22 protein-coding genes and 3 tRNA genes are annotated in these 25,994 nt (G+C 69.4%); 8 read left to right on the top strand and 17 right to left on the bottom strand.

Annotated features, from left to right (window positions below):
- Positions 1–40 precede the first annotated feature (40 nt).
- From ACZ5CZ_RS11685 to ACZ5CZ_RS11650, 8 genes are all read right to left on the bottom strand, one after another.
- A complete protein-coding gene (locus ACZ5CZ_RS11685) occupies positions 41–826 on the bottom strand; it encodes an HNH endonuclease (RefSeq protein WP_468941684.1) in 786 nt (261 codons plus the stop codon).
- 75 nt (positions 827–901) lie between these two features.
- Positions 902–2,338 carry a terminase large subunit domain-containing protein gene (locus tag ACZ5CZ_RS11680; protein ID WP_468941681.1) on the bottom strand — a complete coding sequence of 479 codons (1,437 nt, stop codon included), beginning with the start codon at positions 2,336–2,338 and terminating at the stop codon, positions 902–904.
- 53 nt (positions 2,339–2,391) lie between these two features.
- On the bottom strand, positions 2,392–2,925 hold the full coding sequence (locus tag ACZ5CZ_RS11675) for a hypothetical protein (protein WP_224736245.1): 534 nt from the start codon (positions 2,923–2,925) through the stop codon (positions 2,392–2,394).
- A 24-nt stretch (positions 2,926–2,949) separates the two neighbouring features.
- Positions 2,950–3,852 (bottom strand): ParB N-terminal domain-containing protein, encoded by a 903-nt coding sequence (locus ACZ5CZ_RS11670; RefSeq protein WP_389063298.1) that lies wholly within the window; start codon positions 3,850–3,852, stop codon positions 2,950–2,952.
- 2 nt (positions 3,853–3,854) lie between these two features.
- Positions 3,855–5,189: a putative antirestriction adenine methyltransferase gene (locus ACZ5CZ_RS11665; protein WP_468941677.1), complete on the bottom strand. Its 1,335-nt coding sequence runs from the start codon at positions 5,187–5,189 to the stop codon at positions 3,855–3,857.
- Positions 5,190–5,323: 134 nt separating this feature from the next.
- Positions 5,324–5,725, bottom strand: a complete 402-nt coding sequence (locus ACZ5CZ_RS11660; protein ID WP_330283556.1) for a DUF488 family protein — start codon at positions 5,723–5,725, stop codon at positions 5,324–5,326.
- Between the two features lie 275 nt (positions 5,726–6,000).
- Positions 6,001–7,065, bottom strand: a complete 1,065-nt coding sequence (locus tag ACZ5CZ_RS11655; protein WP_468941674.1) for a ParB/RepB/Spo0J family partition protein — start codon at positions 7,063–7,065, stop codon at positions 6,001–6,003.
- Positions 7,066–7,496: 431 nt separating this feature from the next.
- Positions 7,497–7,670 (bottom strand): hypothetical protein, encoded by a 174-nt coding sequence (locus ACZ5CZ_RS11650; protein WP_468941672.1) that lies wholly within the window; start codon positions 7,668–7,670, stop codon positions 7,497–7,499.
- A gap of 242 nt (positions 7,671–7,912) precedes the next feature.
- Here ACZ5CZ_RS11650 and ACZ5CZ_RS11645 point away from each other — a divergent pair, with 242 nt between their 5' ends.
- Both ACZ5CZ_RS11645 and ACZ5CZ_RS11640 read left to right on the top strand, forming a co-directional pair.
- The gene (locus tag ACZ5CZ_RS11645) at positions 7,913–8,455 is read left to right on the top strand and encodes a hypothetical protein (protein WP_468941669.1); all 543 of its coding nucleotides are present in this window, start codon (positions 7,913–7,915) and stop codon (positions 8,453–8,455) included.
- 5 nt (positions 8,456–8,460) lie between these two features.
- The gene (locus ACZ5CZ_RS11640) at positions 8,461–9,228 is read left to right on the top strand and encodes a hypothetical protein (RefSeq protein WP_468941666.1); all 768 of its coding nucleotides are present in this window, start codon (positions 8,461–8,463) and stop codon (positions 9,226–9,228) included.
- On the opposite strand, the gene ACZ5CZ_RS11635 is transcribed toward ACZ5CZ_RS11640, so the two are convergent.
- Positions 9,225–10,199 (bottom strand): recombinase family protein, encoded by a 975-nt coding sequence (locus ACZ5CZ_RS11635; protein WP_468941664.1) that lies wholly within the window; start codon positions 10,197–10,199, stop codon positions 9,225–9,227. The two genes, ACZ5CZ_RS11640 and ACZ5CZ_RS11635, sit on opposite strands and share 4 nt — an antisense overlap.
- 531 nt (positions 10,200–10,730) lie before the next feature.
- Here ACZ5CZ_RS11635 and ACZ5CZ_RS11630 point away from each other — a divergent pair.
- Positions 10,731–12,083, top strand: coding sequence for a tyrosine-type recombinase/integrase (locus ACZ5CZ_RS11630; RefSeq protein WP_468941662.1), 1,353 nt, complete (start codon positions 10,731–10,733; stop codon positions 12,081–12,083).
- 90 nt (positions 12,084–12,173) lie between these two features.
- Positions 12,174–12,620 (top strand): hypothetical protein, encoded by a 447-nt coding sequence (locus tag ACZ5CZ_RS11625; protein WP_468941660.1) that lies wholly within the window; start codon positions 12,174–12,176, stop codon positions 12,618–12,620.
- Positions 12,621–12,768: 148 nt separating this feature from the next.
- Here the strand turns inward: ACZ5CZ_RS11625 and ACZ5CZ_RS11620 are convergent.
- The 3 genes from ACZ5CZ_RS11620 to ACZ5CZ_RS11610 all read right to left on the bottom strand — a co-directional run bounded on the left by ACZ5CZ_RS11620 (position 12,769) and on the right by ACZ5CZ_RS11610 (position 13,171).
- Positions 12,769–12,845 (bottom strand) — tRNA-Ile (locus tag ACZ5CZ_RS11620).
- A 174-nt stretch (positions 12,846–13,019) separates the two neighbouring features.
- Positions 13,020–13,092 (bottom strand) — tRNA-Asn (locus tag ACZ5CZ_RS11615).
- 6 nt (positions 13,093–13,098) lie between these two features.
- Positions 13,099–13,171, bottom strand: a tRNA-Asn gene (locus ACZ5CZ_RS11610).
- Between the two features lie 159 nt (positions 13,172–13,330).
- Between ACZ5CZ_RS11610 and ACZ5CZ_RS11605 the strand changes: the two genes are divergently transcribed.
- The 4 genes from ACZ5CZ_RS11605 to ACZ5CZ_RS11590 all read left to right on the top strand — a co-directional run bounded on the left by ACZ5CZ_RS11605 (position 13,331) and on the right by ACZ5CZ_RS11590 (position 18,950).
- Entirely contained in the window at positions 13,331–13,636 is a 306-nt protein-coding gene (locus ACZ5CZ_RS11605) for a YtxH domain-containing protein (protein ID WP_385844738.1), read from the top strand.
- A gap of 62 nt (positions 13,637–13,698) precedes the next feature.
- A complete protein-coding gene (locus ACZ5CZ_RS11600) occupies positions 13,699–15,138 on the top strand; it encodes an FGGY family carbohydrate kinase (RefSeq protein ID WP_385844736.1) in 1,440 nt (479 codons plus the stop codon).
- A 150-nt stretch (positions 15,139–15,288) separates the two neighbouring features.
- Positions 15,289–17,022, top strand: a complete 1,734-nt coding sequence (locus tag ACZ5CZ_RS11595) for an ABC transporter ATP-binding protein (protein ID WP_468941657.1) — start codon at positions 15,289–15,291, stop codon at positions 17,020–17,022.
- Positions 17,022–18,950 (top strand): ABC transporter ATP-binding protein, encoded by a 1,929-nt coding sequence (locus ACZ5CZ_RS11590; RefSeq protein WP_468941655.1) that lies wholly within the window; start codon positions 17,022–17,024, stop codon positions 18,948–18,950. The genes ACZ5CZ_RS11595 and ACZ5CZ_RS11590 overlap by 1 nt, the downstream gene beginning before the upstream one ends.
- A 43-nt stretch (positions 18,951–18,993) precedes the next feature.
- Here the strand turns inward: ACZ5CZ_RS11590 and ACZ5CZ_RS11585 are convergent, their stop codons facing one another.
- The 5 genes from ACZ5CZ_RS11585 to ACZ5CZ_RS11565 form a co-directional block, all read right to left on the bottom strand.
- Positions 18,994–20,214 (bottom strand): RNA polymerase sigma factor, encoded by a 1,221-nt coding sequence (locus ACZ5CZ_RS11585; RefSeq protein ID WP_450788074.1) that lies wholly within the window; start codon positions 20,212–20,214, stop codon positions 18,994–18,996.
- 143 nt (positions 20,215–20,357) lie between these two features.
- The gene (dnaG, locus tag ACZ5CZ_RS11580) at positions 20,358–22,262 is read right to left on the bottom strand and encodes a DNA primase (protein WP_385844732.1); all 1,905 of its coding nucleotides are present in this window, start codon (positions 22,260–22,262) and stop codon (positions 20,358–20,360) included.
- Positions 22,263–22,309: 47 nt separating this feature from the next.
- Positions 22,310–23,575, bottom strand: a complete 1,266-nt coding sequence (locus ACZ5CZ_RS11575) for an NAD(P)/FAD-dependent oxidoreductase (RefSeq protein ID WP_385844730.1) — start codon at positions 23,573–23,575, stop codon at positions 22,310–22,312.
- Positions 23,576–23,678: 103 nt separating this feature from the next.
- Positions 23,679–24,953 carry a deoxyguanosinetriphosphate triphosphohydrolase gene (locus ACZ5CZ_RS11570; protein ID WP_468941651.1) on the bottom strand — a complete coding sequence of 425 codons (1,275 nt, stop codon included), beginning with the start codon at positions 24,951–24,953 and terminating at the stop codon, positions 23,679–23,681.
- 90 nt (positions 24,954–25,043) lie between these two features.
- Positions 25,044–25,910 carry a sirohydrochlorin chelatase gene (locus ACZ5CZ_RS11565; protein WP_468941648.1) on the bottom strand — a complete coding sequence of 289 codons (867 nt, stop codon included), beginning with the start codon at positions 25,908–25,910 and terminating at the stop codon, positions 25,044–25,046.
- Positions 25,911–25,994: the final 84 nt, after the last annotated feature.

The following is a 25,994-nucleotide window of genomic DNA, read 5'->3' as shown; positions in this document are numbered from 1 at the left end:
CCGTTGATCAGCCTATAGCCCAGCGAACCCCACGACCCGGCTACGTGACACTGGTCGCCCAGGTGGCATGTCGTTCTGCCGCCACCTTGCGCAGGCGTTCGGTAAGCGCACCCCGCTCAGCTCCGTGCGTCTTGTTGCTATGGCAATTCGGGCACAAGGCGATCATCGCCGTCGGGTGATCCCGGCCGCCGCCAGCGTGGTCATCGATGTGGTCGACCTCCAGCAGCGGCTCCCCGGCCTTCGTCCGGTACGGGAGGTCCGGCAGCAAGCACTCTGGGTTCTCGCATCTTCCCTCACTTCGGATGACCACCGCCCGACGTGCTGCGGGATTCCGAACACGTCGGTCTCCCGCCACGGCCCGCCGCTCCTGATCCCGCCCGGACTCCTCCCATTCCGCCGCCCTCATACACAACGCCCGGTACGCGGCTACCGGGGTGGGGCGAGAACGCAACCGTCGGGGTGCGTACGGCTCGGGAACCAGATGGAAACTGTCCGGTGCGGCCTGATCACCTGCCGCCTCATCCAGCCCTGCCCATGCGACCTTCAGCTGTGCTTCGACCGCCTCCTGTTCGGCACGGTCCTTGACCACGAGCGTCAGCCTCTTGCCCTGCCTGGCCATCTCGATCGCCACCGCCACAGCGGTCGCGGTTTTCCCAGTCCCGGTGGGCAGACTCATCACGCTCTTCATGCCCACCCCGAACCGGCCGAGCACGCCCTCACGGCGAGATCTCATCTTGCGGGCGTCCACGACCGACGCCACGGCCGGAACCCCAACGGTCCGGCCGCTGGCCAGCCAAGCCGGCATCACCCGAGCTTCCCCCGCCATCCCCGACTCCCTGTCTGTCCATCGCCGATCAACTCGCAACGCTGCCACAACCCACTGACAACTGCCTTGGCCCAACTACCGCCGACCAGAGAGCCGCTGGTCATCGCCACCACGCGGAGGGGGCATCGTCGGATCCAGGAACAGGTCCCACAACGCCCACACCGCCGAGTCCAGCAGGTCGGGTGAGTCCTCGGTCTCTCCCTGGCCGACGAACGTCGTCATCTGTTCCTCCAGCTCCGCGAACCGCCGGGCCGGACCGACGTGCGACACCCTGGCCTGCTCGTACAGCTGCGCCGCCGGTGCCGCCCGCGCCCGCTTCCCACGCGTTGCATGAACGATCCGCCAGTTCACCGTCGGGTCCACCTGCTCCAGCAGTGCGGGCAGGTAGTCACCACCGTTGTTGGCCTCAATCACCACGCAGTCGGCGCGGTGCTCGTGGTATAGCTCAGCGGCCCGCTTCATCGCCTGCGTCGGCGTATGCCGGTCCTGCTCGCAGTGCAGCAGATACCCGCGAGGCCGGTCATCCCCGAACATCGTCTCCACTGGGAACCCACGGCCCGCCACGGTGAACGCGGTCATGTCCGCGTTCTCGTGCGACTTCGTGGCCGGATCGACGGAGACCACCACGCGCTGGAGGTCAGGCAGATGCTCGGGCCGGGGGCGGAAGCCCTCGGCTTCCAGCATCCACCCCTTCCACAGCGCGCCCTCCACGTCCTCGAGTAGCTCGCCGGACAGCTCCTGCCGCCCCAACCGGGTGCCGGCGTACTCCTCCTCCAGCTCTTCTCGGGCCGCCGCCGACAGGTTCGCGTCGTTCTCCCGCATGTGCCCGCGGGTCAGCACCACCCGAGGCGGCGCCCCGCCGTCCAGGTGCGCCTTCTCCTGGGCACGGCCCCGCTCGACGAGCCTCTTGACGTGTGGGAGCGGCTTCGGCGTCGTAGAGATCACGACCTGCGGGGTGTCCGCCTCACGCAGGCAGAACCACAGCATGTCGTAGACCTCTTGCGCGGTGTGCCGCGACCAGGCCGCGTACTCGTCGCACCATGCCTTGTCGAACGCCCAGCCGCGCAGGTTGTCCGGCGTCTCCGCACCGAATCCCCGGATCAGCGTGCCGTTCACCAGGCGCAGCGTCGTTTCACCCAGCGACGAGTTGTACTTCGCCACTTCCTCAGGCGGGAACACCGACAGCAGCCCCGACTTCGGGGACTCGAAGCAGATGTCCCTCACCAGCGTCGCGTTCTTCGCCACCACCGCGATCTGAAGACCTGGTGTCTGCGCCCACTCCCGCACCGTCTCCGCCGCCGTCCGGGACTTGCCCCAGCCACGGCCGGTGAGCAGCATCCACACCGTCCACAGCCACAATGGCTTACGCTGCGCCGCACGGGCATGGTGATGCAGCCACCCAACGTGGGGCAGCCCATCACAGGTCGGGACCTCGCACGCCCACCTGCGCGCCGACAGCTCATCGGCGCGGACCAGTGCGGCGACCTCGGCCTTCAGCTGCTCATCGCTCATTACCGACGGGTCCGCGAACCCCCCAACCATGCGGCGCTTGGCCCGACCGCGGCTCACTGCGCGCCCTCCGACAGCCGGCGCTCCAGTTCACGGCGGAGCTGGTCCATCCGGGCCCGGCGCTCCTCGTCCGACAGTGAGGCCACGTCCACGCCCTGGTCCCGGTCCTCGACCGTCCCGGCCGCCGGGGCCTCACCCACGGCCCGCCGTTCGATCTCCGCCGCGACCTGGATGTAGCGCAGCAGTTCGGATGGCGACAGTTCCCGCGGGTCGAGTGTCTGAAGCCGCGCGACCGCCTTGCTCTGAACGGCCTGCGCCAACTTCGCGTGCCTGCGGGCGATATCCCGCCGCGCCTGTGCCTGTTCCGCGAGGAACAGGCGGTCCTGCTCCCGGTCGTAGGCCGCGGCCCGCATCACCCATGCGTACTGCCGCGACCACCGGCCCAGCAGCGTGCGGGATTTATGCAACTCGCGTGCCGTCTTTGTCAGACTCCGCGCTGGACCGAGATCGCGGTACACGGCGAATGCCTCGAACGCCTGGACCGACTCCCCGCTCTGCCGCTCCCAGGACTCCACGGTGTCCTCAGCCACCGCTCACCTCCTGGCCGACGGCCGTCAGTTGCTCTGTGCGGCCAGGACTTCCAGCGCCCGCCACGGCTCGTCGGCCGGCACGGTGCCGTCCTGCACCATCCGATCGATGGCCGCCCGCACGACGGCGGCCGTCTCCACCGGCACGTCCCGAACGCCGAACACCGTCTCCAGCGGTGCCGTCCCCGCCCTCGTCGCCTCTCCCGTGGTCGTGTCGAACCAGCCTTCGGCCAGCTCGCCGAGATGCCGCTCGAACACAGCGAGGATCACGCTGAGGGCCGTCGCGCTGTTGCCGATCTTGTATGCGGCTCGGGAGGTCTCCAGAGCATCGAGCACCGGCTCGTACTGCTCCAGCCCGGCCACCCACCGCTGGTCCGCCGTCGCCGTGGATCGGGCCGCGTCGAACGCGGCCTCGGCTCGCTCCAGCTCATCGGGCAGGAACATGAACTGCACGCTGGCGAAGTCGAGGTTCGCCTCGCCCAGGGAGGCGACGTCCACCTTCTCCAGCAGGTCCAGGGCCTTGTCGTCCAGGCCCGTGTACTGCCGCCACTCCACCGACTCCAGCTCGTCGTACAGCTCCTTGAGGATCGCCGGATCGTCCTGGCCTGCGATGGCGTTGTGCGAGAGCTGGAGAGCGATCTGCCGCTGGCGGGGCAGCGGCTCGTCTATCTGCATCCACCAGATCTGCGACAGGCCGGCCTCGATCGCGGCGAGCGTGCGGTGGTTGCCGGACAGGACGACCAGCCGCCCCGTCTCGCGGTCCTTCCACACCAGCGGCGTCGAGGTCAGGCAGCCGTCACGCTCGATGTTCGCCACGAGCTGCCGGAACTGCTCGTGTGGCAGGAACCGCGCGTTGACGTCGAGCAGCGTCAGCGTGCGCGGGTCGCCTTGCACCATCTGCGGCGGGGCGAGGCGAGTGGTCTCCTCCATGGTCAGACTCCCGTCTTCGTCGTCGGGGCGCCCCACCGCTTCGCCCACATCTGAAGGGCCTCGGCCAGCGTGTGCTGGCCCATAGCCCCCTGGTATTGGAGCTGGAACTTCCAGCCGTCCTCGTTCGACGGGCTGCGTTTGTGCAGCCGCAGCAGCCCGCGGTACTTCATCGACACCGGGTTGTTGCTGAACGCCGTCGTCGCCACCCTCCGGATCCGCCGCGAGAACGCCCGCTGGCACAGCAACTGCGCCTCGGCGCTGGTGGCCGCGAGCACGATCAGCTTCGACAGCCGCGGGTAGTCCGTCGGCGCGACCGCGAAGTCCGAGAGCACGTACGCCTCGTCCGGCGTGTACGTGCTCGGAGCCATCGCGAACACGCCCAGGAGCCGTCCGCCACCTTCCTTCACCGCGACGGCCAGGTTCGCCGCGCCCGGCGCGATCTTCGGGTTGAGGTACCGGGAGCGCAGCGCGTTGAACTGGCCGGGCTTCAGCAGCGACAGCGTGAGCGGGCCGACCAGCTCGTCCCCCTCGCGCAGGCGGGGGACCTTCACCGGCTCGATCGGCTGGCGCGGAGCAACGATCCTCGTCCGGGCTTGACTGGCGTACACGTAGAAGGGAGCGGCGCGCGGGGTAGCCTTGATCACGCCGCGCAGGTAGGGGTGCAGCTCGGGCACGTCGTGGTTGGAGGCCGTCAGCCAGTACGGCCGATCCGTGATCGCGCCGAGGACGCTGACCACGTCGTCGTCGGACAGCGGCTCGTATTCAGGCGCGTCCCAGGTGAAGTGCGCCTCCAGCGGCTCGTACAGCTTCTCGTAGCCGCCGCCGTAGAAGGGAGGGAAGGAGCACACCGGGGCGTCACGGGGAACCTTCTGGAGCCAGGAGCGCACGTCTTCCACCTCGTACGAGGCGAGTTCGATGTCCGAGCCGGACAGCCGCTCGACCGTCTCGGCGTGCTTGACCTTCCACTGCTCCCGGTAGGAGCGGACGACCCGCTCGTGCCACAGCCCCTCGCGGCCGACACTGGCGAGGAACCGCGTGCCGAGCATCAGCGTGGCGACGGTGCCGACACCGTCGTCCAAGGAGTCCGCGAGCCAGCCGAGTTCGTCTCGGCTCTCCTCTCGGAGCTGGATGCCGACCGGTTGCCGGGTGAGCCATCGGCCGACCGCGCTGGTGTAGACGGACACGTCGGAGGAATGGAGGGCGAAGCCCATGCCGGCCACGCTGCGCTCGATGGTGAAGTTGCCGCAGCACGGGACGTACACCGGGCCGCTCGGCCACTGGCTGGCGGTCTCGCGCACGATGGAGCGCATGGGGCCCGGGATGGTGCCCTGGAACATCTCTCGCCTCCCGACGAACGACAACGCCCGGCCCCGGCGGGGTGCCGGGGCCGGGCGCTGCGCTGGAACCTTACACAAGGAGCAGGCAGCCCTTTGGAATCATGTCACCTATCTTTGCAGCGCGGTTCCGACGCTCATATCAAGGTGCCCTGCTGGTCCATCGGGGACAGCTCCCGCACGTCATCTCCGGTGGCCTCCTTCCACCAGGCGGCGAACACTCGGCGGTGGCACCACAGGCCCGGCTTGGCCAGGTCCTCGAAGCAGAGCAGCACCAGGCGGTGATCACCCTCGGCCTGCGTGATCTGCCGCAGCCGGGCGGCGATCCGCTCGGGCCCGAGCCGGTCGAGGTCAGCACGGTAGGCCGTCGTGAACTCGGGCTCGGGCTGGGAGAGGTAGTCCCGACGCGGCGCGAGCTCCCGCACCGAGTGGGTGAGGGAGTACGGGAGTTTGAAGCGGGGAGCGCCCAGGGTGATGCGTACCGGCACCCCTTGCGGGGGCTGGAACGCCTGGAAACGATTGGTGAACAGGGTGAGCACGTGGCCATTCCTTTCATGGTGCTCAGATGCCGGGGTGCGTCGACGTCGCCGCCGGCGGCCCCGGTGACCGATGATGCCGCCCGCTCGGACCTTCGGGGGCCTGAGCGGCACCGGGCGCGTAGGGAGAGTCCCCCTGCACGCCCGGCCCGGGCCGAAACGGGTTGGAATTCAGAGAGGAATTCAAGCGGAAAGAGGCGCGGCCGGAATTCCGGCCGCGCCCACTCACCCAAACCCGTAGGAGAGGAGGGGCGCGACCGCTGCCGCGCCCCTCCGTTCTACTTCGCTGCCGCTTCAGTCTTCTTGGCGGGCGTCCGGCGCGCCGGGGCCTTCGTGCCCGCGGCCGTGCGCGCCGCGGGCTTCGGGCCGGGCTTGGCCGCCGCCTCGGTCTTCTTCGCAGCCGCCGCCTCCTGCTGGACCTCCACGGCCGCCTTGTTGAACTCCTCGGCCATGGCCCGCTGGATACCCTGCGCCTTGCTCAGCAGGTTCCGTACCATCTGCACCTTGGCGTACAGGCGGCCGACGACCCGCAGGTGACGGGCGAGGTCGTCACCGAGGATGACAGCCAGGTCCTCCGGCTTCTTCTCCGCCAGTTCCTCCAGCAGCGGGATCAGGACCTCCTCCGCCTTGCCGAGCTCGTCCTTCGCCTTGGCCTTGGCCTTCTTCTGCTTCTCCTGCTCCTCGGCCGTCGGCGCCTTCTCGTTGGTGAGGGAGGTCTGCTGCTCCATCATCTTGAGGCCGTTGGCGAAGTGCTGCGCCTCGGCCTCGCTGTCGAAGTCGCCGCGCACGTACCGCATGGCGGCCACCATCTGGTTCGCCGGGTTGAGCTGGGCGATGTGCCAGGCGAGGTTGTTCTTGATCTGTCCCTGGTCGACCATCTCGGCCACCTCGGGGCGCAGGGTGAGCAGGCCCAGCCGCCAGGTGATGTGCGTCTCCGTCTTGCCGAACTGCTTGGCGATCTTCGCCGGGGTCCATCCGGCGGCCTTGAGGTCGGCGTACGCACCGGCCTCCTCCATGATGGTCATGTCCGCCCGGTTGACGTTCTCAGCGATGCTGAGGACGTACGCCTCCTCCTCGGTGGCACCCTCGACGACCTTCGCCGGGATGACCTCCAGGCCGGCCGCCTGGCAGGACCGCCAGCGCCGCTCGCCCGCGATCAGCATGTAGGGGACCTTGGCGCCCTCGACCGGCCGGACGACGACCGGCTGGAGGAGGCCGTTCTCCTTGATGCTGCTGGTCAGCTCATCCTGTGCCTCCTCCGAGAAGAACTTCCTCGGCTGCTCCGGGTTGGGAGCGATCTCGCTGACCTTGATGTTGATGAACTCGACCTTGTTGTCAGCCATTTCCCCGCGCCCTTTCGTGAATTCCGTTTGGGGTGTTCCCCTTTGTTCTTACGCTTATATCTTAATGGCGAATACCGCCAAAGCAAGTTCAGAACTCTTTTAATTCAAAGGAATTCAGAAAAGGGAATTCGCTGCATTTCCGAATTCCCCTTTCTGGCTGCGGACATGAGAGAGCCCGCCACGACCAAGCGGTCACGGCGGGCTGACTCCCGTCACGCACCCCGACGGCCGCACTGGACGGCCGACTCCTCGCCGGGTGGGGCGCGGGGGGGTCGGCCACCCGGCGAGGAGTAGGGAAGGACGCCGCTCACGCGACGCTGCCGTGCGGGGCTCCTGCGGCTGCTGTACCCGCCCAGCACGTCAGAACGTACAGCAGCATCTCAAAAATGTCACCTATCTGGCCCCGGTCTGGGTGCTGGTCACCCTGTGACTCAACAGCACCCATCCTCTTGCAGGCCGTCGTCTGGCTCCCGGCCGCGCATACCAGCCTGCCACTCCAGCAGCTTTCGGGCCTCCTGGCGGGTCGAGACGCCCGCCCCGCCTCGAAGCAAACACGGGGGCTGCTTGGCCAGTTCAGCGATCCGCCGCTCGTCGATTTCGGACATGCGATTCCTCCCGTGAACGGCAAGCGCGCCGCCTTCGCCCGCCCAGATGCGACTTCCTCGACAGCCCACCAAGAGGCAGGTAACGGAGCGCGTGACGCCCGCAGTTCACCCGCCGACTCCCCCGAGGAAACTGTCCAACAAACCCTATAACCCCTCCGAGCTGCGAGGTATCGTAGAGGCAGGGACGATTGTTACCGGCCAGTCACCTGCGGCAGCATACGACACGGCCAGAGAAGGCGGACATGACAGACACCACCGACCGGCGTCAACACATGAGTCTGGCCTCGAAGTTGCTCGTCCTGCTGCGCCTGCGCCGCGATCCGGACGGGTTCACGCCCAGCGCCCGGGACGTCTCAGATGGGACGACCCCCGCGGGACAGCGCAAGCCCCTGCTGTCGCACGGCACTGTCAACAGCTTGATGAACGGCACCAGTAGCAATCCCAGGTCGTCTACCATCACTGCGCTCGCTCAGGCACTCGACGCCCCGGCCGCGTTCCTGCTCTCAGGACGGGAGTGGGACGACCTCGCAGCCCTGTCCGTGTACCGGGAGCACCCTGAAGCCCGCGAAGTCCTGCGTTTAATGCAGGGCCTTGAAGTGCAGGACATTCTTGAAATCCGTTCGAAGCTCCGGGAGATCCGTGTTCGTAGGGGACTGTCCGAAGAGGTCCCCGCGATCCCCCCACCTCCCCCCGGCGTCGACCAGCCCCGTGAGGGCCGGCCGCGCCGCCTGCTGAGCCTGCACGAAGCCGCTGAGAGGGCAGCGGATGATCTGGAAGGACGTTGAACCTCTTGGACGGCCTCATCTACGGCGTCTGTGCCCTTGCGACAGCCATCAGCGCGGCGATACGCCTGCACTACACCCGTAAGCGTCGCAATCAAGCGGCCTATCAAATCGCCCACAGGGCCCGGGTATCGGCGTTCGCAGCCTGCTTCTTCGGCTCCCTCCTGGCGATCCCCACAGTCGCCGAAGCCGTTGACCGGCTCATGAACTTCAACGAGGTCTCATCCCTCGCCTCGGACCTCGCCGCGGTGATCTTCTGGGCAAGCCTCCAAGTCCTGATCGTGGACTGGACGCACTCAAGAAGCCACGTACAGGCGGGAGTCGCAGTGCGCCTCTTCGCCGTGTGCTGTGTTGTCGCAGCGATGATCTGGGAGTTCCATATGGCCGACACCGCACACACGGAGCTGTCCACGGCCTACGCGCGTAGAGCCGACGTCCGGCTGTACCTGCTCACCTACCTCGGCTTCACAGCCATTGCTGGGCTGGAAATCGGCGCCTTCTCCACTGGGCTTGCCATTGCGGCCTGGCAGCAACGACGCGCAGCTGCAACCGGACTGTCCATCGCTGCCGCCGGGGGCATCTTCGGCGTCGCCTATGCACTCAGCCGGAGCGCGTACATCATCGCTGACCGGACCGGGCATGCCTGGCCGCTGTCTGTCGAGAACGCCGTGAGCCCCGCGTTGGCGGGGCTCTCCATCATCTGTGTGGCCACCGGTCTCGCGTTGGCCACCATCGGCTACCACATCAGCCCCAAAGGCGCTGGCAGCGCAGTTTAGGCAGACTTCTGCTCAGACTCTGCGCCCCACTGACGCCAATGCAGTGCCACCCGGTCCGCGTCCACCGTGCGAGAGCCCCTGGACGCGGCCGGGTACACGGCCACCTTCTCCAGCATGAGAACCAGGACACCCTTCTTCGCCCTCATCGGCGCGTGCTTCCACCAGCGCACGAGGTCAGGGATGTCGCCGACCGGCACGTGCTTGACCTGCTCCAGGAGACGAGCCTTTGTCTCATTGTCCCGGATCAGCTGCGTGAGTTCCTTGTCGGCAGTCCTGAACGCCTTGAGCGACATGTCCGGCGAGCGCGCGTAGTCCACGCCCAGCTTCTTCTGCCGACGGCGCGCGGCTGCTGCCTCCTTACGCAGGAGGGCAGCCTGGGCCAGCAGTTCATCTCGCGCCTGACCAATCAGCGCGCTGACCTCCGGCTTGGCCAACTCGGCCAGCACGTGCTCAGCAACGTACGTCTCCAGCAGGTCAGCATTGATGCGGACCTTGCCGCACCCGCCCGGATGCTGCGCGGTGCTGGGCGCACACCGGTAGCCGCGGCTGCCTCGGTTCGAGGGAGAGGAGCCCAGCGAAGTCGCGCACAGCCCGCAGGTACCCATCAGACCCGAAATCAGGTACTCGCGCTGTGGAGCCCGCTGCTTGTCCGGGTCATGGACAGGGCGCATGGCACGGATGGCCTCGAAGTCCTCCCGAGGGATGATCGCGGGGCCGCCCGTTTCGACGAGGTTGCCGTTCTCTTCTTCCTCCAGGCCGGCGATGGCCGGGTGATCGAGCACGTTTGCCAGGACGTCTGGCTTCCACAGGCCACCGCGCGTCGTGCGGTACCCCTCGGCGTTCATCCACTCCGTGATGGCGGGATAGGGCTGCTTGAGCAACCGCCGCGAGGCGGCAGCACGAATGCCCTCCGCCTCGCTCTCGCGCACCCGCCGGTACGCCATGTCCTCAAAGCCGTACAGCCTCGGCATCTCCTCGCCCCTCCTACCGACCCCCTTTAGGGAACTAGTTTACCGAAGATAGGTCACATTGTTGGAAACCCAACAAACACCCCAAGATCACGCGCCGCCTCCGTCGATCACGTACTCACCCCCGCGTCCCGGCGCTGCTCGATGCCGAGGACCTTCCACAGCTCCACCGTTGGTACCCGGACTGTGCCGCCTAGCGGGAGCGTCCGAACAGGGAACTTCCCATTGCGGATCAGCTCGTACGCCTTGTCTCGGCCAATTCCCAGAGCACGCCCGGCAGTTGTCACGTTGACCGTGGCCGGAAGAGCCAGCAGCTCCTCCAGACCCATCGCTCCGGCCGAAGCCTGTCCGCCCGCTTCCTGAGCAGTCATCTCGTTGGTCGCAATCTCCCCCGCGCCAACTTGTCAGCAACTTTACAACGCTGTCCGACACCCCCAGCAAGATCGAGAGAGATCACGCCAGACACGTACGGACACGTACGCACACCAACGGCTGGCTGTGATCCAAGCGACAGTCAACAGGGAGCAGTGTCGGATGTTCGAGCCGAGCTACTACAGGCGGTGCCAGTGCAAGGGACCACTCAAGGACAACAAGGGCAACCCCGTCCTCGACGCCGACGGCAACCCCAAGATCGGCTCCATCGGCACGACGTGCCCCAAGCTAGGCAAGGGGCACGGCACCTGGAACTTCTACTTCGAGCTCGAACCAGCCGAGGGCGGCACCCGCCAGCGGGTACGCCGCGGCGGCTTCGCCAAGTTGGAAGACGCCAAGAAGAAGGCCAGGGAGATCTACGACGCCGCCATGGCCGGCGGCGACGTGCTGTCCGATGAGAAGTGCGGCGACTTCTTCCTCCGGTGGATCAAGGCGAAGAAGTCCCTGGCCCGTACGACCCGCCACGGCTACGAGGAGCACATCAACAACTACCTCCTCCCGCACCTCGGGCACATCAAGTGCCGTGACCTCAAGGTTCGGCACCTCGACAAGATGTACGACGCGATCGAGAAAGAGAACGCCCAGCGGATCCTCCACCGGCTGCATGTCGACGAGCTCCAGAAGAAGCGCGACGCCGCGCACCGGGCCTGGGTGAAGACGGCGGGCTATGCCAAGAAGAAGGAGCGCCGCGCCGCGCGCCGGGCATTTCTCGACGCGAACGCAGAGCTGCGCGAGGGAAAGAAGGGGCTGCGGAAGGTCACCTCCGCAGCCACCATGCACCGCATCAACGACACCCTCAGCTCGGCACTGTCCTGGGGCATCAAGCGCGAACAGCTCTTCCAGAGGAACTGGGCCCAGCTCGTGGAGCTGCCCCCAGTCACTCGCCCCAAGCCGCTCGTCTGGACTCCCGAGCGCATCGAGCACCGGAAGCGCACCGGCGAGAAGCCCGGCCCGGTCATGGTCTGGACACCGGAGCTGACCGGCCAATTCCTCGACTTCGTCAAGGACGATTGGCTCTACGAGCTGTGGCACAGCTTCATCTTCCTCGGCCCCCGCCGCGGCGAGATGGCCGCCCTGCCCTGGACGGAGGTCAGCCTCGATGCCCTGTGGCTACGGATCTCCCAGCAGATCGTCGAGGTGGCGTACGAGCTCTACGGAGAAGCGCCGAAGGCCGACAGCGTTCGCACCCTGTCGCTGAGCCTGGAGTCTGCGGACAACCTCGCCGCCTTTCGCGCGAAGCAGGAGAAGCAGCGCCAGGAGTGGGGAGACGCCTACGTCGAGAGCGGCCGGGTGTGGACGCACGAGAACGGCGAGGCGCTGCACCCCGACTGGATATCCCGACGCTTCACCCGCCTGGTCGAGCTGTCCGGCCTGCCGCCGGTCCGCCTCCACGACCTGCGCCACCTCGCCGCCACCCTGTCCCTGCTCGCCGGGCACGACATCAAGGTCGTCTAGGAGAAGCTGGGGCACTCCTCGCGCCAGATCACCTCCGACACGTACACCAGCGTGCTGCCCGAGATGCTGCGGGCCGAGGCAGAGTCGGTCATGGCCGTCGTCCCCCGCGACGTCCCCTTCCAGGTGCGCACCCCGCTGACGATCCCCGAGGCAGCTTGGCAGAACGACATCGCCGTCTTCTTCGCGCACGGCGCCAGGCAGTCAGGCGACACCTGGGCCGTCGGAGCGCAGACCCAACCGGACTCCGACCTCCTCGGCATGATCACCCTGACCGGCCGGGGTCAGGACGACGCCGCCAACGGAGCGGTGAAGTGGGTACGTGATCACTGCTCCGCGAGCGACCTGGAGCTGGTGCGCGTGGAGAACTTCAACGACCGCTACCTCGAGGAGCAGCGAGCCGACTTCTCGCTCACGCGCTTCACGGTCGCCCGCTCCGAGTCCCCGACCGTCGAGGCATGGGCCCTACCGACCGGCCTGCCTCCGGCGGCGTCCCGCCATGGTCTCCGGGCTCCGAAAGGGCGCCGGAAGGCGGCGTGAGGGCGCTTCTGTCCACTGAATCGCCCCCGCGTCCACTGTGTGTCCACTGGATCTTGGTCTGAACGGATGAACGGGGGGCACCACCTTGGAGTGGTGCCCCCCGTTCTTACGTTTCCGCAGGTAGAAACGGTTCTCCCCGCGTAGTGAGTGGTGGGGCGGGTGGGACTCGAACCCACGGCCGACGGATTATGAGTCCGCTGCTCTAACCGGCTGAGCTACCGCCCCATAGCGGCGTGTCGCGTACATGTGTACGCGCCGTCTGCCGCAGCATAGCCGCTCATACGATCTCCTGCTTCGGATGGTCGGCTTCTGCGCTGCTCATGACCTGGGACTCCGCGGCGGCCGCCGCGGTTCCCGCGGACATGAAAAAGGACCCCAGCGGGGTCCTCGTTCAGCGTGCTCCCCCGACTGGACTCGAACCAGTAACCTGCCGGTTAACAGCCGGCTGCTCTGCCAATTGAGCTACGGAGGACCGAAGCTCCCCCGACTGGACTCGAACCAGTAACCTGCCGGTTAACAGCCGGCTGCTCTGCCAATTGAGCTACGGAGGATCGCCTCGATTGCATCGAACGTACCTCCCTGGGTATTCGCCAGGGGGCGGGCGCTCGCTGCGACACATACATTAGCGCAAGCAGGGGGGTGCTCCGCCAATCGGTACCCCCGGCGCCCACGTCGCACCTCAGACCAAGGCATAGGGAAGGGTGGCAGCCATGCGCTACCGGCTCACGTTCGTCGCCGGACTGGCCCTCGGTTACGTACTCGGCACAAGGGCCGGTCGCGAGCGCTACGAGCAGCTGAAGAAGTCCGCACAGCGGATCGCGCAGAACCCCGCCGTACGCAACACCGCCGAGACCGCCGCCCACCAGGGCCGGCAGTACGCGGGCAAGGCCTTCCACACGGTCAGCCACAAGGTCGGCGACCGTGTCCCGGAGACCGTGGCCCAGCGTGTCCGCTCGCTGCGCGAGCGCAACATGAACGGCACCCCGGAGGACGACTGGGGTACCAGCAACACGTAAGGGGAGTTCCCGGTACCGGTCGGCGGCAACGGGCGGTCCGCGGATGCTGCAAAATTCTCCGCATGGGGATAGTCGCCGGGTTGGACAGCTCGCCCGATTTCACTCGCATCGTGGTCTGCGACACGGACAGCGGAGCCGTGCTCAGGCAGGGTTACGCCCCGCATCCGACGGAGGGCCGCCCCAGCGATGTCGACCCGCAGGCCTGGCTGCTCTCCCTCGGTGAGGCCGCCGGCGGCGGACTGCTGGAGGGCGTGCAGGCCATCGGCGTGTCGGCGCAGCAGCACGCGGTGGTCCCGCTGGACGCCCAGGGCAACACCGTGCGCCCGGCGATGGTCGGCGGTGACAAGCGGGCCCAGGTCGCGGCGGCCGACCTGGTGGACGCGCTCGGCGGCCGGGAGGCCTGGGCCCAGGCGGTCGGCAGCGTTCCGCAGGCCGCCCTGCCGGTGACCAAGCTGCGCTGGCTCGCCAAGAACGAACCGGAGAACGCCCGGCGCACCGCCGTACTGCTCCAGGCCCACGACTGGCTGGTGTGGCAGCTGCTCGGGCGGCCGGTGCGGCGGACCACCGACCGGGGCGGTGCCTCCTCGACCGGCTACTGGTCCGCGGCCACCGGCGGCTACCGGGCCGACCTGGTCGAGCTGGCCCTCGGTCACCAGGCGATGCTGCCGGAGGTGATCGGCCCCTCCGAGGCGGCCGGTACGACTCCGGAGGGGCTGCTGATCTCCGCCGGGACCGGGGAGACCATGGCGGCCGCGTTCGGGCTGGGGATCGGGCTCGGCGACGCCGTCGTGTCGCTCGGTGCCTCCGGGTCCGTGATGGCGGTGCACCCGGAGGCGCTCGCCGACCAGTCCGGGATGATCACCTCGCTCGCCGACGCGACGGGCATGCATCTGCCGGTCGTCACCACGCTGAACGCCGTACGCACCCTGCGCGGCACCGCGGAACTGCTCGGGCTGCCGGACCTGGAGACCCTGTCCGACCTGGCGGGGAAGTCCACGCCGGGGGCGCACGGGCTGGTGCTGCTGCCCTATCTGGAGGGCGAGCGGACCCCGCATCTGCCGCACACCGCGGGCACCCTCGCCGGGCTGCGGCGGGAGTCGATGAAGCCGGAGCATCTGGCGCGGGCCGCGTTCGAGGGCATGCTGTGCGGGCTCGGCGACGCGCTGGACGTGCTGCGCGGCCGGGGTGTGGAGGTGCGGCGGGTCTTCCTGCTCGGCGCGGCGGCCGGGCTGCCCGCCGTCCAGGCCTCGGCGCCCTCGCTGTTCGGCGCGCAGGTCGTCGTACCGCAGCCCGCGGACTACGCGGCGATCGGGGCGGCCCGGCAGGCGGCCTGGGCGCTCGGTGTGTCGCAGGGCACCCTCGACCCGCGGACCCCGCCGGCCTGGCAGGGCGCGGCGGCGCAGGTGCTGGAGCCGGGCGAGGAGCTGGCGGTGGGGCAGGCGGTACGGCAGCAGTTCACGGCCGTACGGGAACAGACGCATCCGGGTGCGTTCCAGGCGTGAACGGCAGAAAGGCGCGCGACAGCGCACAACCACCGGACCGGAGCCGCTCCACTGTTGGCTTAATCGGTTGAGGTAACGCGGGTGGAGTGAACGACGATAGGGGCCAGGGGACACCGACCAGCCCCTGTCGCCGACACCGAGAGACCTAGCGTGCTCATACGACTTCTGCGGGCCTATCTCAGGCCTTACAAGAAACCCATCGTCCTGCTGGTACTGCTCCAGTTCCTCCAGACCTGCGCCACCCTCTACCTGCCCACCCTCAACGCGCACATCATCGACAACGGTGTCGTGAAGGGTGACACGGGCTACATCCTGTCCTTCGGCGCCCTGATGATCGGCATCTCGCTGGTCCAGGTCGGCTGCAACATCGGCGCCGTGTACTTCGGCGCCCGGACCGCCTCCGCCCTGGGCCGGGACGTGCGCGGTGCCGTCTTCGACCGGGTGCAGTCCTTCTCCTCCCGTGAGGTCGGTCACTTCGGCGCCCCCTCACTCATCACCCGTACGACGAACGACGTACAGCAGGTCCAGATGCTGGCCCTGATGTCGTTCACCCTGATGGTGTCGGCGCCCATCATGTGCGTCGGCGGCATCGTGATGGCGCTCGGGCTGGACGTGCCGCTGTCGGCGGTGCTGGTCGCGGTCGTGCCCGTGCTCGCGGTGTGCGTGACCCTGATCGTGCGGCGGCTGCGGCCGCTGTTCCGGTCGATGCAGGTCCGCCTGGACACGGTGAACCGGGTGCTGCGCGAGCAGATCACCGGCAACCGGGTGATCCGCGCCTTCGTCCGCGACGAGTACGAGCAGGGACGGTTCGGCAAGGCCAACGCCGACCTCACCGAGATGCAGCTCGCCACCGGCCGGATGCTGGCGCTGATGTTCCCGATGGTCATGACCGTGGTGAACCTGTCGTCGATCGCGGTGGTGTGGTTCGGCGCCCACCGCATCGCCGACAACCAGATGCAGATCGGCGACCTGACCGCGTTCCTCGCCTATCTGATGCAGATCGTCATGTCCGTGATGATGGCCACCTTCATGTTCATGATGGTGCCGCGCGCGGAGGTGTGCGCCGAGCGCATCCAGGAGGTCCTCGGCACCGATTCCAGCGTGGTGCCGCCGGCCGCCCCGGTCGCCGAGCTGCGCTCCCACGGCTACCTGGAGATACGGGCGGCCGGCTTCCGCTACCCGGGGGCCGAGGAGCCGGTGCTGAAGTCCGTCGACCTGGTGGCCCGGCCCGGCGAGACGACCGCCGTGATCGGCTCCACCGGCAGCGGCAAGTCGACCCTGCTCGGGCTGGTCCCCCGGCTGTTCGACGCCACCGAGGGCGAGGTCCTCGTCAACGGCGTGAACGTCCAGGAGATCGAGCCGCGGCTGCTGGCGCGGACGGTCGGACTGGTGCCGCAGAAGCCGTACCTGTTCGCCGGCACGGTCGCCACCAACCTGCGGTACGGCAACCCGGACGCCACCGACGAGGACCTCTGGCACGCGCTGGAGGTGGCGCAGGCCAAGGACTTCGTGTCCCGGCTGGAGGGCGGGCTGAACGCGCCCATCGCCCAGGGCGGCACCAATGTCTCCGGCGGCCAGCGGCAGCGGCTCGCCATCGCCCGCACCCTGGTGCAGCGCCCGGAGATCTACCTCTTCGACGACTCCTTCTCCGCCCTCGACTACGCCACCGACGCCGCCCTGCGCGCCGCGCTGGGCCGGGAGACCGCCGAGGCGACCGTGGTGATCGTCGCCCAGCGGGTGGCGACCATCCGGGACGCCGACCGGATCATCGTGCTGGACGAGGGCCGGGTCGTCGGCTCCGGCCGGCACGCGGAGCTGATGGCGGCCAACGAGACCTACCGGGAGATCGTGCTCTCCCAGCTGACGGAAGCGGAGGCTGCCTGATGGCCGGGCCCATGGGACGCATGATGGCCGGAGGCGGCCCCGACCAGCGCTCGATGGATTTCAAGGGGTCGGGCAAACGGCTCCTGTCCCTGTTCAGACCGGAACGGCTCACCATCTGCGGCCTGCTGCTGTGCGTGGTCGTCAGCGTGACCCTGAACGTGATCGGCCCGAAGATCCTCGGCAAGGCCACCGACCTGGTGTTCGCCGGCATCGTCGGCCGGCAGATGCCCGCCGGGGCCACCAAGGAGCAGGTCCTGGACCAGATGCGGGCCCACGGCCGGGGCTCCATCGCGGACATGCTGAAGAGCACCGACTTCACCCCGGGCAAGGGCATCGACTTCGGCGCGGTGGGGGACGTCCTGCTGCTCGCCCTGGCCACCTTCATGGTCGCCGGTCTGCTGATGGCGGTGGCGACCCGGCTGGTCAACCGGTCCGTGAACCGCACGATGTACCGGCTGCGCGAGTCCGTGCAGACGAAGCTGTCCCGGCTGCCGCTGTCGTACTTCGACAAGCGGCAGCGCGGCGAGGTCCTCTCCCGCGCCACCAACGACATCGACAACATCGGCCAGACGCTCCAGCAGTCGATGGGGCAGCTGATCAACTCGCTGCTGACCATCATCGGCGTGCTCGCGATGATGTTCTACGTCTCGTGGATCCTGGCGCTGGTCGCCCTGGTCACCGTGCCGCTGTCGTTCTTCGTGGCCACCCGGGTCGGCAAGCGGTCGCAGCCGCACTTCGTGCAGCAGTGGCGCTCCACCGGCAAGCTCAACGCGCACGTCGAGGAGATGTACACCGGGCACACCCTGGTGAAGGTGTTCGGGCGGCAGGACGAGTCGGCGCAGGCGTTCGCCGAGCAGAACGAGGCCCTGTACGAGGCGGCGTTCAAGGCGCAGTTCAACAGCGGTGTCATGCAGCCGCTGATGATGTTCGTGTCGAACCTGAACTACGTCCTGGTGGCGGTGGTCGGCGGTCTGCGGGTGGCGTCCGGCGCCCTGTCCATCGGTGATGTGCAGGCCTTCATCCAGTACTCCCGGCAGTTCTCCATGCCGCTGACCCAGGTCGCGTCGATGGCGAACCTGGTGCAGTCCGGTGTCGCCTCGGCCGAGCGGATCTTCGAACTCCTGGACGCGGAGGAGCAGGAGGCGGATCCGGTGCCGGGCCTGCGGCCGGCGGAGCTGCGCGGACGGGTCGCGCTGGAGCAGGTGTCGTTCCGGTACGACCCCGAGAAGCCGCTGATCGAGGACCTGTCGCTGAAGGTCGAGCCCGGGCAGACGGTGGCGATCGTCGGCCCGACCGGCGCGGGCAAGACCACCCTGGTCAACCTGCTGATGCGGTTCTACGACGTGTCGGGCGGCCGGATCACCCTGGACGGCGTGGACATCCGGGACATGACCCGGGACGAGCTGCGCTCCGGCATCGGCATGGTGCTCCAGGACACCTGGCTGTTCGGCGGCACCATCGCGGAGAACATCGCGTACGGCGCGACCGGGGAGGTCACCCGCGGGGAGATCGAGGAGGCCGCGCGGGCCGCGCACGCCGACCGGTTCATCCGCACCCTCCCCGACGGCTACGACACGGTCATCGACGACGAGGGCACCGGGGTCAGCGCGGGTGAGAAGCAGCTCATCACCATCGCGCGGGCGTTCCTGTCCGACCCGGTGATCCTGGTGCTGGACGAGGCGACCAGCTCCGTCGACACCCGGACCGAGGTGCTGATCCAGAAGGCGATGGCCAAGCTGGCGCACGGGCGTACGTCGTTCGTCATCGCGCACCGCCTGTCGACCATCCGGGACGCCGACACGATCCTGGTGATGGAGAACGGCTCCATCGTGGAACAGGGCGCGCACGCGGACCTGTTGGCCGCGGACGGGGCGTACGCCCGGCTGTACAAGGCCCAGTTCGCGCAGGCCGTCGCCGAGGTGGACTGAGGGACGGAAGGCGGGGCGCTCACCGCCGGGTGAGCGCCCCGTTTCAGTCCAGATAGCCGCGCAGCTGGTCCGCGAAGGCGTGGTCGCGGAGCTTGTTGAGGGTCTTGGACTCGATCTGCCGTATCCGCTCCCGGGTCACCCCGAAGAGCCGCCCGATCTCCTCCAGGGTGCGCGGGCGGCCGTCGATGAGGCCGTAGCGGAGCTGTACGACCTTGCGCTCGCGCTCGCCCAGCGTGGACAGGACCGCTTCCAGGTGCTCCCTGAGCAGCAGGAACGCGGCGGATTCCACGGGGCTCGCGGCGTCGCCGTCCTCGATCAGGTCACCGAGGGCGACATCGTCCTCCTCGCCGACGGGGGCGTGCAGCGAGACCGGCTCCTGGGCGAGCCGCAGCACCTCCGACACCCGCTCGGGCGGCAGCTCGAGATGGGCGGCGACCTCGTCCGGGGTCGGCTCGTACCCCCGCTCCTGGAGCATGCGGCGCTGCACCCGGACGACCCGGTTGATCAGCTCCACGACATGGACCGGGACGCGGATCGTGCGGGCCTGGTCGGCGAGGGCGCGGGACATGGCCTGGCGGATCCACCAGGTGGCGTAGGTGGAGAACTTGTAGCCGCGGGCGTAGTCGAACTTCTCCACGGCCCGGATGAGTCCGAGGTTGCCCTCCTGCACCAGGTCGAGCATGGTCAGCCCGCGCCCGACGTACCGCTTCGCCACGGAGACCACGAGCCGCAGGTTGGCCTCGATGAGGCGGCGCTTGGCCATCCGGCCCATGACCACCAGCCGGTCCAGGTCGCCCGCCAACTGGCTGTCCACATCGGGGGTGTTGCTCAGTTTCTCCTCCGCGAACAGCCCGGCCTCGACCCGGCGGGCGAGTTCGACCTCCTCGGCGGCGGTGAGCAGCGGGATGCGGCCGATCTCGCGCAGGTACTGGCGGAACAGGTCGGCGGAGGGGCCGCTGGAGTCGGCGCGGACGGCGACCCGCACCTCGACGGTCTCGCCGGGTGCCTCGGGCTCCTCCGGTTCGTCGGCGAGGGCCTCGGGGGAAGGCTCCGCGGGCTCTGCCGGCTCCGCGGGCTCTACGGGCTCCACGGGCACCGCCTCCGGATGCAGGGCGGCGCGGCTCTGCGGAGGGACGGCCACGAGCACGCCCTGCTCCGCGTCCGGCTCGTCCACTGGTGTGCGGGTACTGCTGTCGGACTGGGTGAGGGTCTGGGTCTGCACCGGGGCGACCTCCAGGATGATCGCTGCCGTCGGCTGCGGCAGCGGGTCGTCGGGAGCGGAGAGTCACGGCCTGCGCTCCGCGGACTCGGGCACCGCACCCAGTGTGGAGTACGACACATCCCCGCCACGAGGGTCGTGCGGTGACTTTTTGCGTCCGCTCCGTGACCGGCTGGTGATCCGGTGGGTCAGAGGGCCGACGGGCCCTCGTCCTGGAGAGCCCTGTCGTACCTGGTGAGGATCATCATCTCGTTCTGCACGGCGGCCGACTGGGCCGGGTCCGAGTGCCCGAGCCGGGTCAGGGTGCCCTGGAGCTCGGTGAGCCGGCGGGCCACGGCCCGGCGACGGACGGTGACGAGCTGTTCGCCCGCGTAGGCCTCGTCGACCGTGCGCCGCAGGATCGCCTCGACCGCCAGCTCGGTGACCATCGCACGCACGGTGTCGTCGGGCGCCGCCTCGCGGACCCGGACCAGGTACTCCTGCGCGTCCTGTGCGCCGTACGCGGCGCCGCCCGCCTCCGCGATGGCCTGGCGTACGGCCGCGTAGGGCGGGGCGGTGAACTCGTCGGTGCCGTACGCGTCGAACGCGGGCGACACCAGCTCGGGGCGTTGCAGAGCGAGTTTGAGGAGTTCGCGCTCGGTGGCGTAGACGGGGTTGCGCAGGGTGAGGGCCGGGCCGGAGGCGACGGTGCGGGGGGCGGCCGCCCACTGCTGTTCCGGGCCGCGCGGGCGCTCCGGCTGCGGGGCCTTTCCGCCGCGGTCGCGGGCCCAGCGGGCCAGCTGGGCCACCCGGCGGACGACGAACTGGGTGTCGAGGATGCCGAGCATGCCGGCCAGTTCGACGGCCACCTCGTGCTGGGCGCCGCTGTTCTTGATGCGGGCGACGACCGGCGCGGCCTCGTCCAGGGCGGCGGCGCGGCCGGCGGGGGTGTCCAGGTCGTACCGGGAGACGATGTGGCGCAGCGCGAACTCGAACAGCGGGGTGCGCGGTTCGACCAGGTCGGCGACCGCCTCGTCGCCCTTGGCCAGCCGCAGGTCGCAGGGGTCCATGCCGTCGGGGGCGACCGCGATGTAGGTCTCGGCGGCGAACTTCTGGTCGTCCTCGAAGGCGCGCAGGGCGGCCTTCTGGCCGGCGGCGTCGCCGTCGAAGGTGAAGATGACCCGGGCGGAGCCGTTGTCCATCAGCAGCCGACGGAGGATCTTGATGTGCTCACCGCCGAAGGCCGTGCCGCAGGTGGCGATGGCGGTGGTCACCCCGGCGAGGTGACAGGCCATGACGTCGGTGTAGCCCTCGACGACCACGGCGCGGCTGGTCTTGGCGATCTCCTTCTTCGCCAGGTCGATGCCGTAGAGGACCTGGGACTTGCGGTAGATCGCGGTCTCGGGGGTGTTCAGGTACTTCGGGCCGGTGTCCGCCTCGTACAGCTTGCGGGCGCCGAAGCCGACGACCTCGCCGCCGATGTCCCGGATGGGCCACATCAGCCGGCCCCGGAAGCGGTCGATGGGCCCGCGCCGGCCCTCCTGGGAGATCCCGGAGAGGATCAGCTCCTTGTCGGTGAAGCCCTTGCCGCGCAGATAGCGGGTGAGGTGGTCCCAGCCCTGGGGGCTGTAGCCGACGCCGAAGTGCACGGCGGCGGCCTGGTCGAAGCCACGCTCGGCGAGGAAGATCCGGCCGGTCTCGGCCTCGGGGCTGGTGGCGAGCTGCTCGGCGTACCACTGGGCGGCGATCTTGTGTGCCTCGACCAGGCGGATGCGCTCGCCGCGCTGGTGGGCGGGGTTGTATCCGCCCTCCTCGTAGCGCAGCGTGATGCCGGCCTGGGCGGCGAGGCGTTCGACCGCCTCCGAGAAGGAGAGGTGGTCGACCTTCATCACGAAGGTGATGGTGTCGCCGCCCTCCTGGCAGCCGAAGCAGTGGAAGAGTCCCTTGCTCGGGCTGACCTGGAAGGACGGCGACTTCTCGTCATGGAACGGGCAGAGACCCTTGAGGTTGCCGCCGCCCGCGTTGCGCAGCTGGAGGTACTCGGAGACCACGGCGTCGATCGGGACCGCGTCCCGTACCGCCTTCACGTCCTCGTCGTTGATCCGTCCTGCCACGGATGAATTCTACGGGGGCGCAGTGACAGTCCCGGTGCCCTCGGGCGTCAGGGCAGAAGACTGTCCAGGGCCACATGGGGGTCGGAGAGGGCGTCGCTGTTCACCTGTGCCCGGGAGCGGATCAGCTTCTGGATGTGCTCTGTGACATCCCACACGTTCACGTTCATCCCGGCCAGCACCCTCCCCTCCCGCACCCAGAACGCGATGAACTCCCGCTTGCCCGCGTCGCCCCGGATCACCACCTCGTCGTACGAGCCCGGCGGCGCCCAGCCGCTGTACTCCATGCCCAGGTCGTACTGGTCGGTGAAGAAGTAGGGCACCCGGTCGTGGACCACGTCCTTGCCGAGCATCGAGCGGGCCGCCGCGGGGCCGCCGTTCAGCGCGTTCGCCCAGTGCTCGACCCGGATCCTGGTGCCGACCAGCTGGAGCGGGAAGGCGGCGACGTCACCGGCCGCGTAGATGTCGGGGTCGGAGGTGCGCAGCCGTTCGTCCACCGCGATGCCGCCGCCGTGCGCCCGGTCGGCCAGCTCCAGCCCCGCCGTCTCGGCCAGGCCGGTGCGGGGTACGGCACCGATCGCCGCGAGGACGTCGTGCGCCGGGTGCTCCTCGCCGTCGTCCGTGCGGGCGGCGAGGACCACGCCGTCCTGGCCGACGATCTCGGTGAGCTGCCGCCCGAAGTGGAAGCGGACGCCGTGTTCGCGGTGCAGCTCGGCGAAGACGTTGCCCAGCTCGGGGCCGAGCACGCCGTGCAGCGGGGTGGGCGCCGGTTCGATCACGGTGACCTCGGCGCCGTACTCACGGGCCGCCGCGGCGACCTCCAGGCCGATCCAGCCGGCGCCCGCGATCACGAGGTGCCCGTTGTCCCGGCCGAGGGCGGTGAGGACCCCCTTGAGGCGCTCGGCGTGGGCGAGGCGGCGCAGATGGTGCACGCCGGCCAGGTCGGTGCCGGGGATGTCGAGCCGGCGCGGTTCGGCGCCGGTGACCAGGAGCAGCTTGTCGTAGCGGACGAGGGTGCCGTCGTCGCCGAAGCGGACCGTCTTCGCGGTGCGGTCGATCGCGTCGACGGTCTGGCCGAGGTGCAGCTCGATGTCGTTCTGCGCGTACCAGGCGGGCTCGTGCACGAAGACGCTGTCGCGTTCCTTCTTGCCGAGGAGGTAGCCCTTGGAGAGCGGCGGGCGCTCGTAGGGGTGGTCGCGTTCGTCGCAGATCAGTATCACCCGGCCGGTGAAGCCCTCCGCACGGAGCGTCTCGGCCGCCTTCGCGCCGGCGAGGCCGCCTCCGACGATCACGAATGTCTGATCCGCGTCGACCACTTGATGCCTCCTCGTAAGGGTGCCGCCATCTGCGAGCCTCCCGCACAGGGCGGCGTGCGGGAAGAGGGAGTGACCCGATCAGGCCAGCCGGGTCACGTTCCTCTCACATATGCCCCGTCAGTCTCGCGTGCAGCGACCGCGCGGAGGCGTCGGTGAGCGAGGCGATCTGGTCGACGATCACCCGCTTGCGCGTGTGGTCGTCGCCTGCCCCGTGGAACAGTGCCCGAAACTGCGGGTCGAGGCCGTCCGGCGCGCGGGCGGTGAGCGCGTCCGCCAGCTCCGCCACGATCACCCGTTGGTCGGCGCGGAGCCGCTCCTGTTCGGCGCGCTGCATCACATACCGGTCGGCGACGGCCTTGAGCACGGCGCACTCCATGCGGGTCTCGCGCGGTACGACCAGCTCGGCGCCGTAGCGGGTGAGCCGGCCGGTGCCGTACGCGGCGCGGGTGGCGCCCTCGGCGGCGAGGCAGAACCGGCCGATGAGCTGGCTGGTGGCGTCCTTCAGCCGGGCCTGGGCGACCGCGGTGCCGTCGTAGCCGTGCGGCCACCACTCCTCGTCCAGCAGACGGTCCAGGGCCGCGGCGAGTTCGGCCGGGTCGGTGTCCGCGGGTGCGTAGCGGCGGGCGGCGACCTCGAACACCGCCTGCCGCTCGGGCTCGGCGTGCAGGCAGTTGGGGTCGATGTGGCCGGCGTGCAGTCCGTCCTCGACGTCGTGCACCGAGTACGCCACGTCGTCGGACCAGTCCATGACCTGCGCCTCGAAGCAGGTGCGGGCGCCGGGGGCGTGCGCCCTGACCCAGTCGAACACCGGCCGGTCGTCCTCGTACACGCCGAACTTGCCGGACCCCGGGTCGGTGGGGTGGGCGCCGCGCGGCCAGGGATATTTCGTGGCGGCGTCCAGGGTGGCGCGGGTGAGGTTGAGGCCGACGGACCGCTTCTCGGTGAACCGCTTGGGCTCGATGCGGGTGAGGATCCTGAGCGACTGGGCGTTGCCCTCGAAGCCGCCGCAGTCGTCCGCGAAGTCGTTCAGGGCCTGCTCGCCGTTGTGCCCGAAGGGCGGATGGCCGAGGTCGTGCGCGAGACAGGCCGCCTCCACCAGGTCCGGATCACACCCGAGGGCCGCGCCCAGCTCCCGGCCGACCTGCGCGCATTCGAGGGAATGGGTCAGCCGGGTGCGGGGGCTGGGGTCCCAGGTGTGGGTACGGGCGCCGGGCGTGACCACCTGCGTCTTCCCGGCGAGCCGGCGCAGCGCGGCACTGTGCAGGATGCGGGCCCGATCCCGCTGGAAGGCGGTACGCCCGGGCCGCTTGTCGGGCTCCCCGACCCAACGCTCGACCGACGCCGGATCGTAGCTGGTGGGGGATGCGGTGCCTTCCATGCCTCGACAGTAAGCGGCGCCGCTGACAATCGGGCGGTGCGGGGGGTGTGGGTGGGGGGTGGGTTATGTCGTTCGGGGGGTGAGGCGGGATCAGGCGGCTTCTGTCCAGAGGGGTGCCAGGCATGCGTCGTACCGGTGGATGATCAGGCGGGCCAGGGCCGGGTGTGCGCCCAGAGGGGCCGATGCGATCCAGGGGGCCTGTTCGGCGCACTGGGTGGCGAAGCGGCCCGGGGCGGTGAAGTACGACGCGATGGCCACCCGGTGCCGGCCACGGGCCGCGAGGGCGCGCAGTGCCATCGGGACGGTCGGGCTCGCCGCGGAGGCGTACGCGGGGACCACCGGGACGCCGAGCCGGTCGGCCAGGAGGCGGGCGGTGCGACGGGTGTCGGTCGCCGAGTCGGGGTCGCGGGAGCCGGCCGCGGCCAGGATCACCGCGCTGGTACGGCGCGCGGCGGGAGACATCTCGGGGTCCCAGCCGGCCTCGGCCAGACGCTCGTACAGGGTCTCGGCGAGGAGCGGATGCGGGCCGAGCGGGGCCGCCACGCGCGTGCGTGCCGGTGCGGCGGCCGCCATCTCGGGGATGTCGTGCTTGACGTGGTAGCCCCGGCCGAGGAGCAGCGGGACGAGGACGGCGGAGGTGTCGCCGAGCCCGGCGAGGGTGTCCGGCAGCAGCGGCTCGTTCAGCTCGATGTGGCCCAGATGGACGGGGAGGCCGGGGCGCACGTCGCGCACCCGGTCCATCAGGTCCCGCACGGTGCTCAGCGCGCGCGGGTCGCGGCTGCCGTGGGCGACCAGGACGAGCGCGGGCGGGGCCGGACGGTGGCCGCCCCGCAGCGGGGAGACGAGCCGCAGCCGGCCGACGAGCCCGCCGCCGATGCGGTCCATGAGGTGCGCCGTGCTGTCGCGGAAGCCGCGGGCCTCGTCCGGGGAGCCGTCGGCAGGGTGGGACGCCGTCATGCGGAAATCCTCGCGGTGTCAGATTGCGCGGTCGTTGCCGGGCCGTCACGGGTGTTTGCCGCGGCTTCACGTCGTACACGCGCG

It is taken from the genome of Streptomyces sp. NPDC031418, from assembly GCF_055581605.1.
Note: the sequence above shows the minus strand (reverse complement) of the source record. Positions and strands in the feature narration are given on the sequence as shown.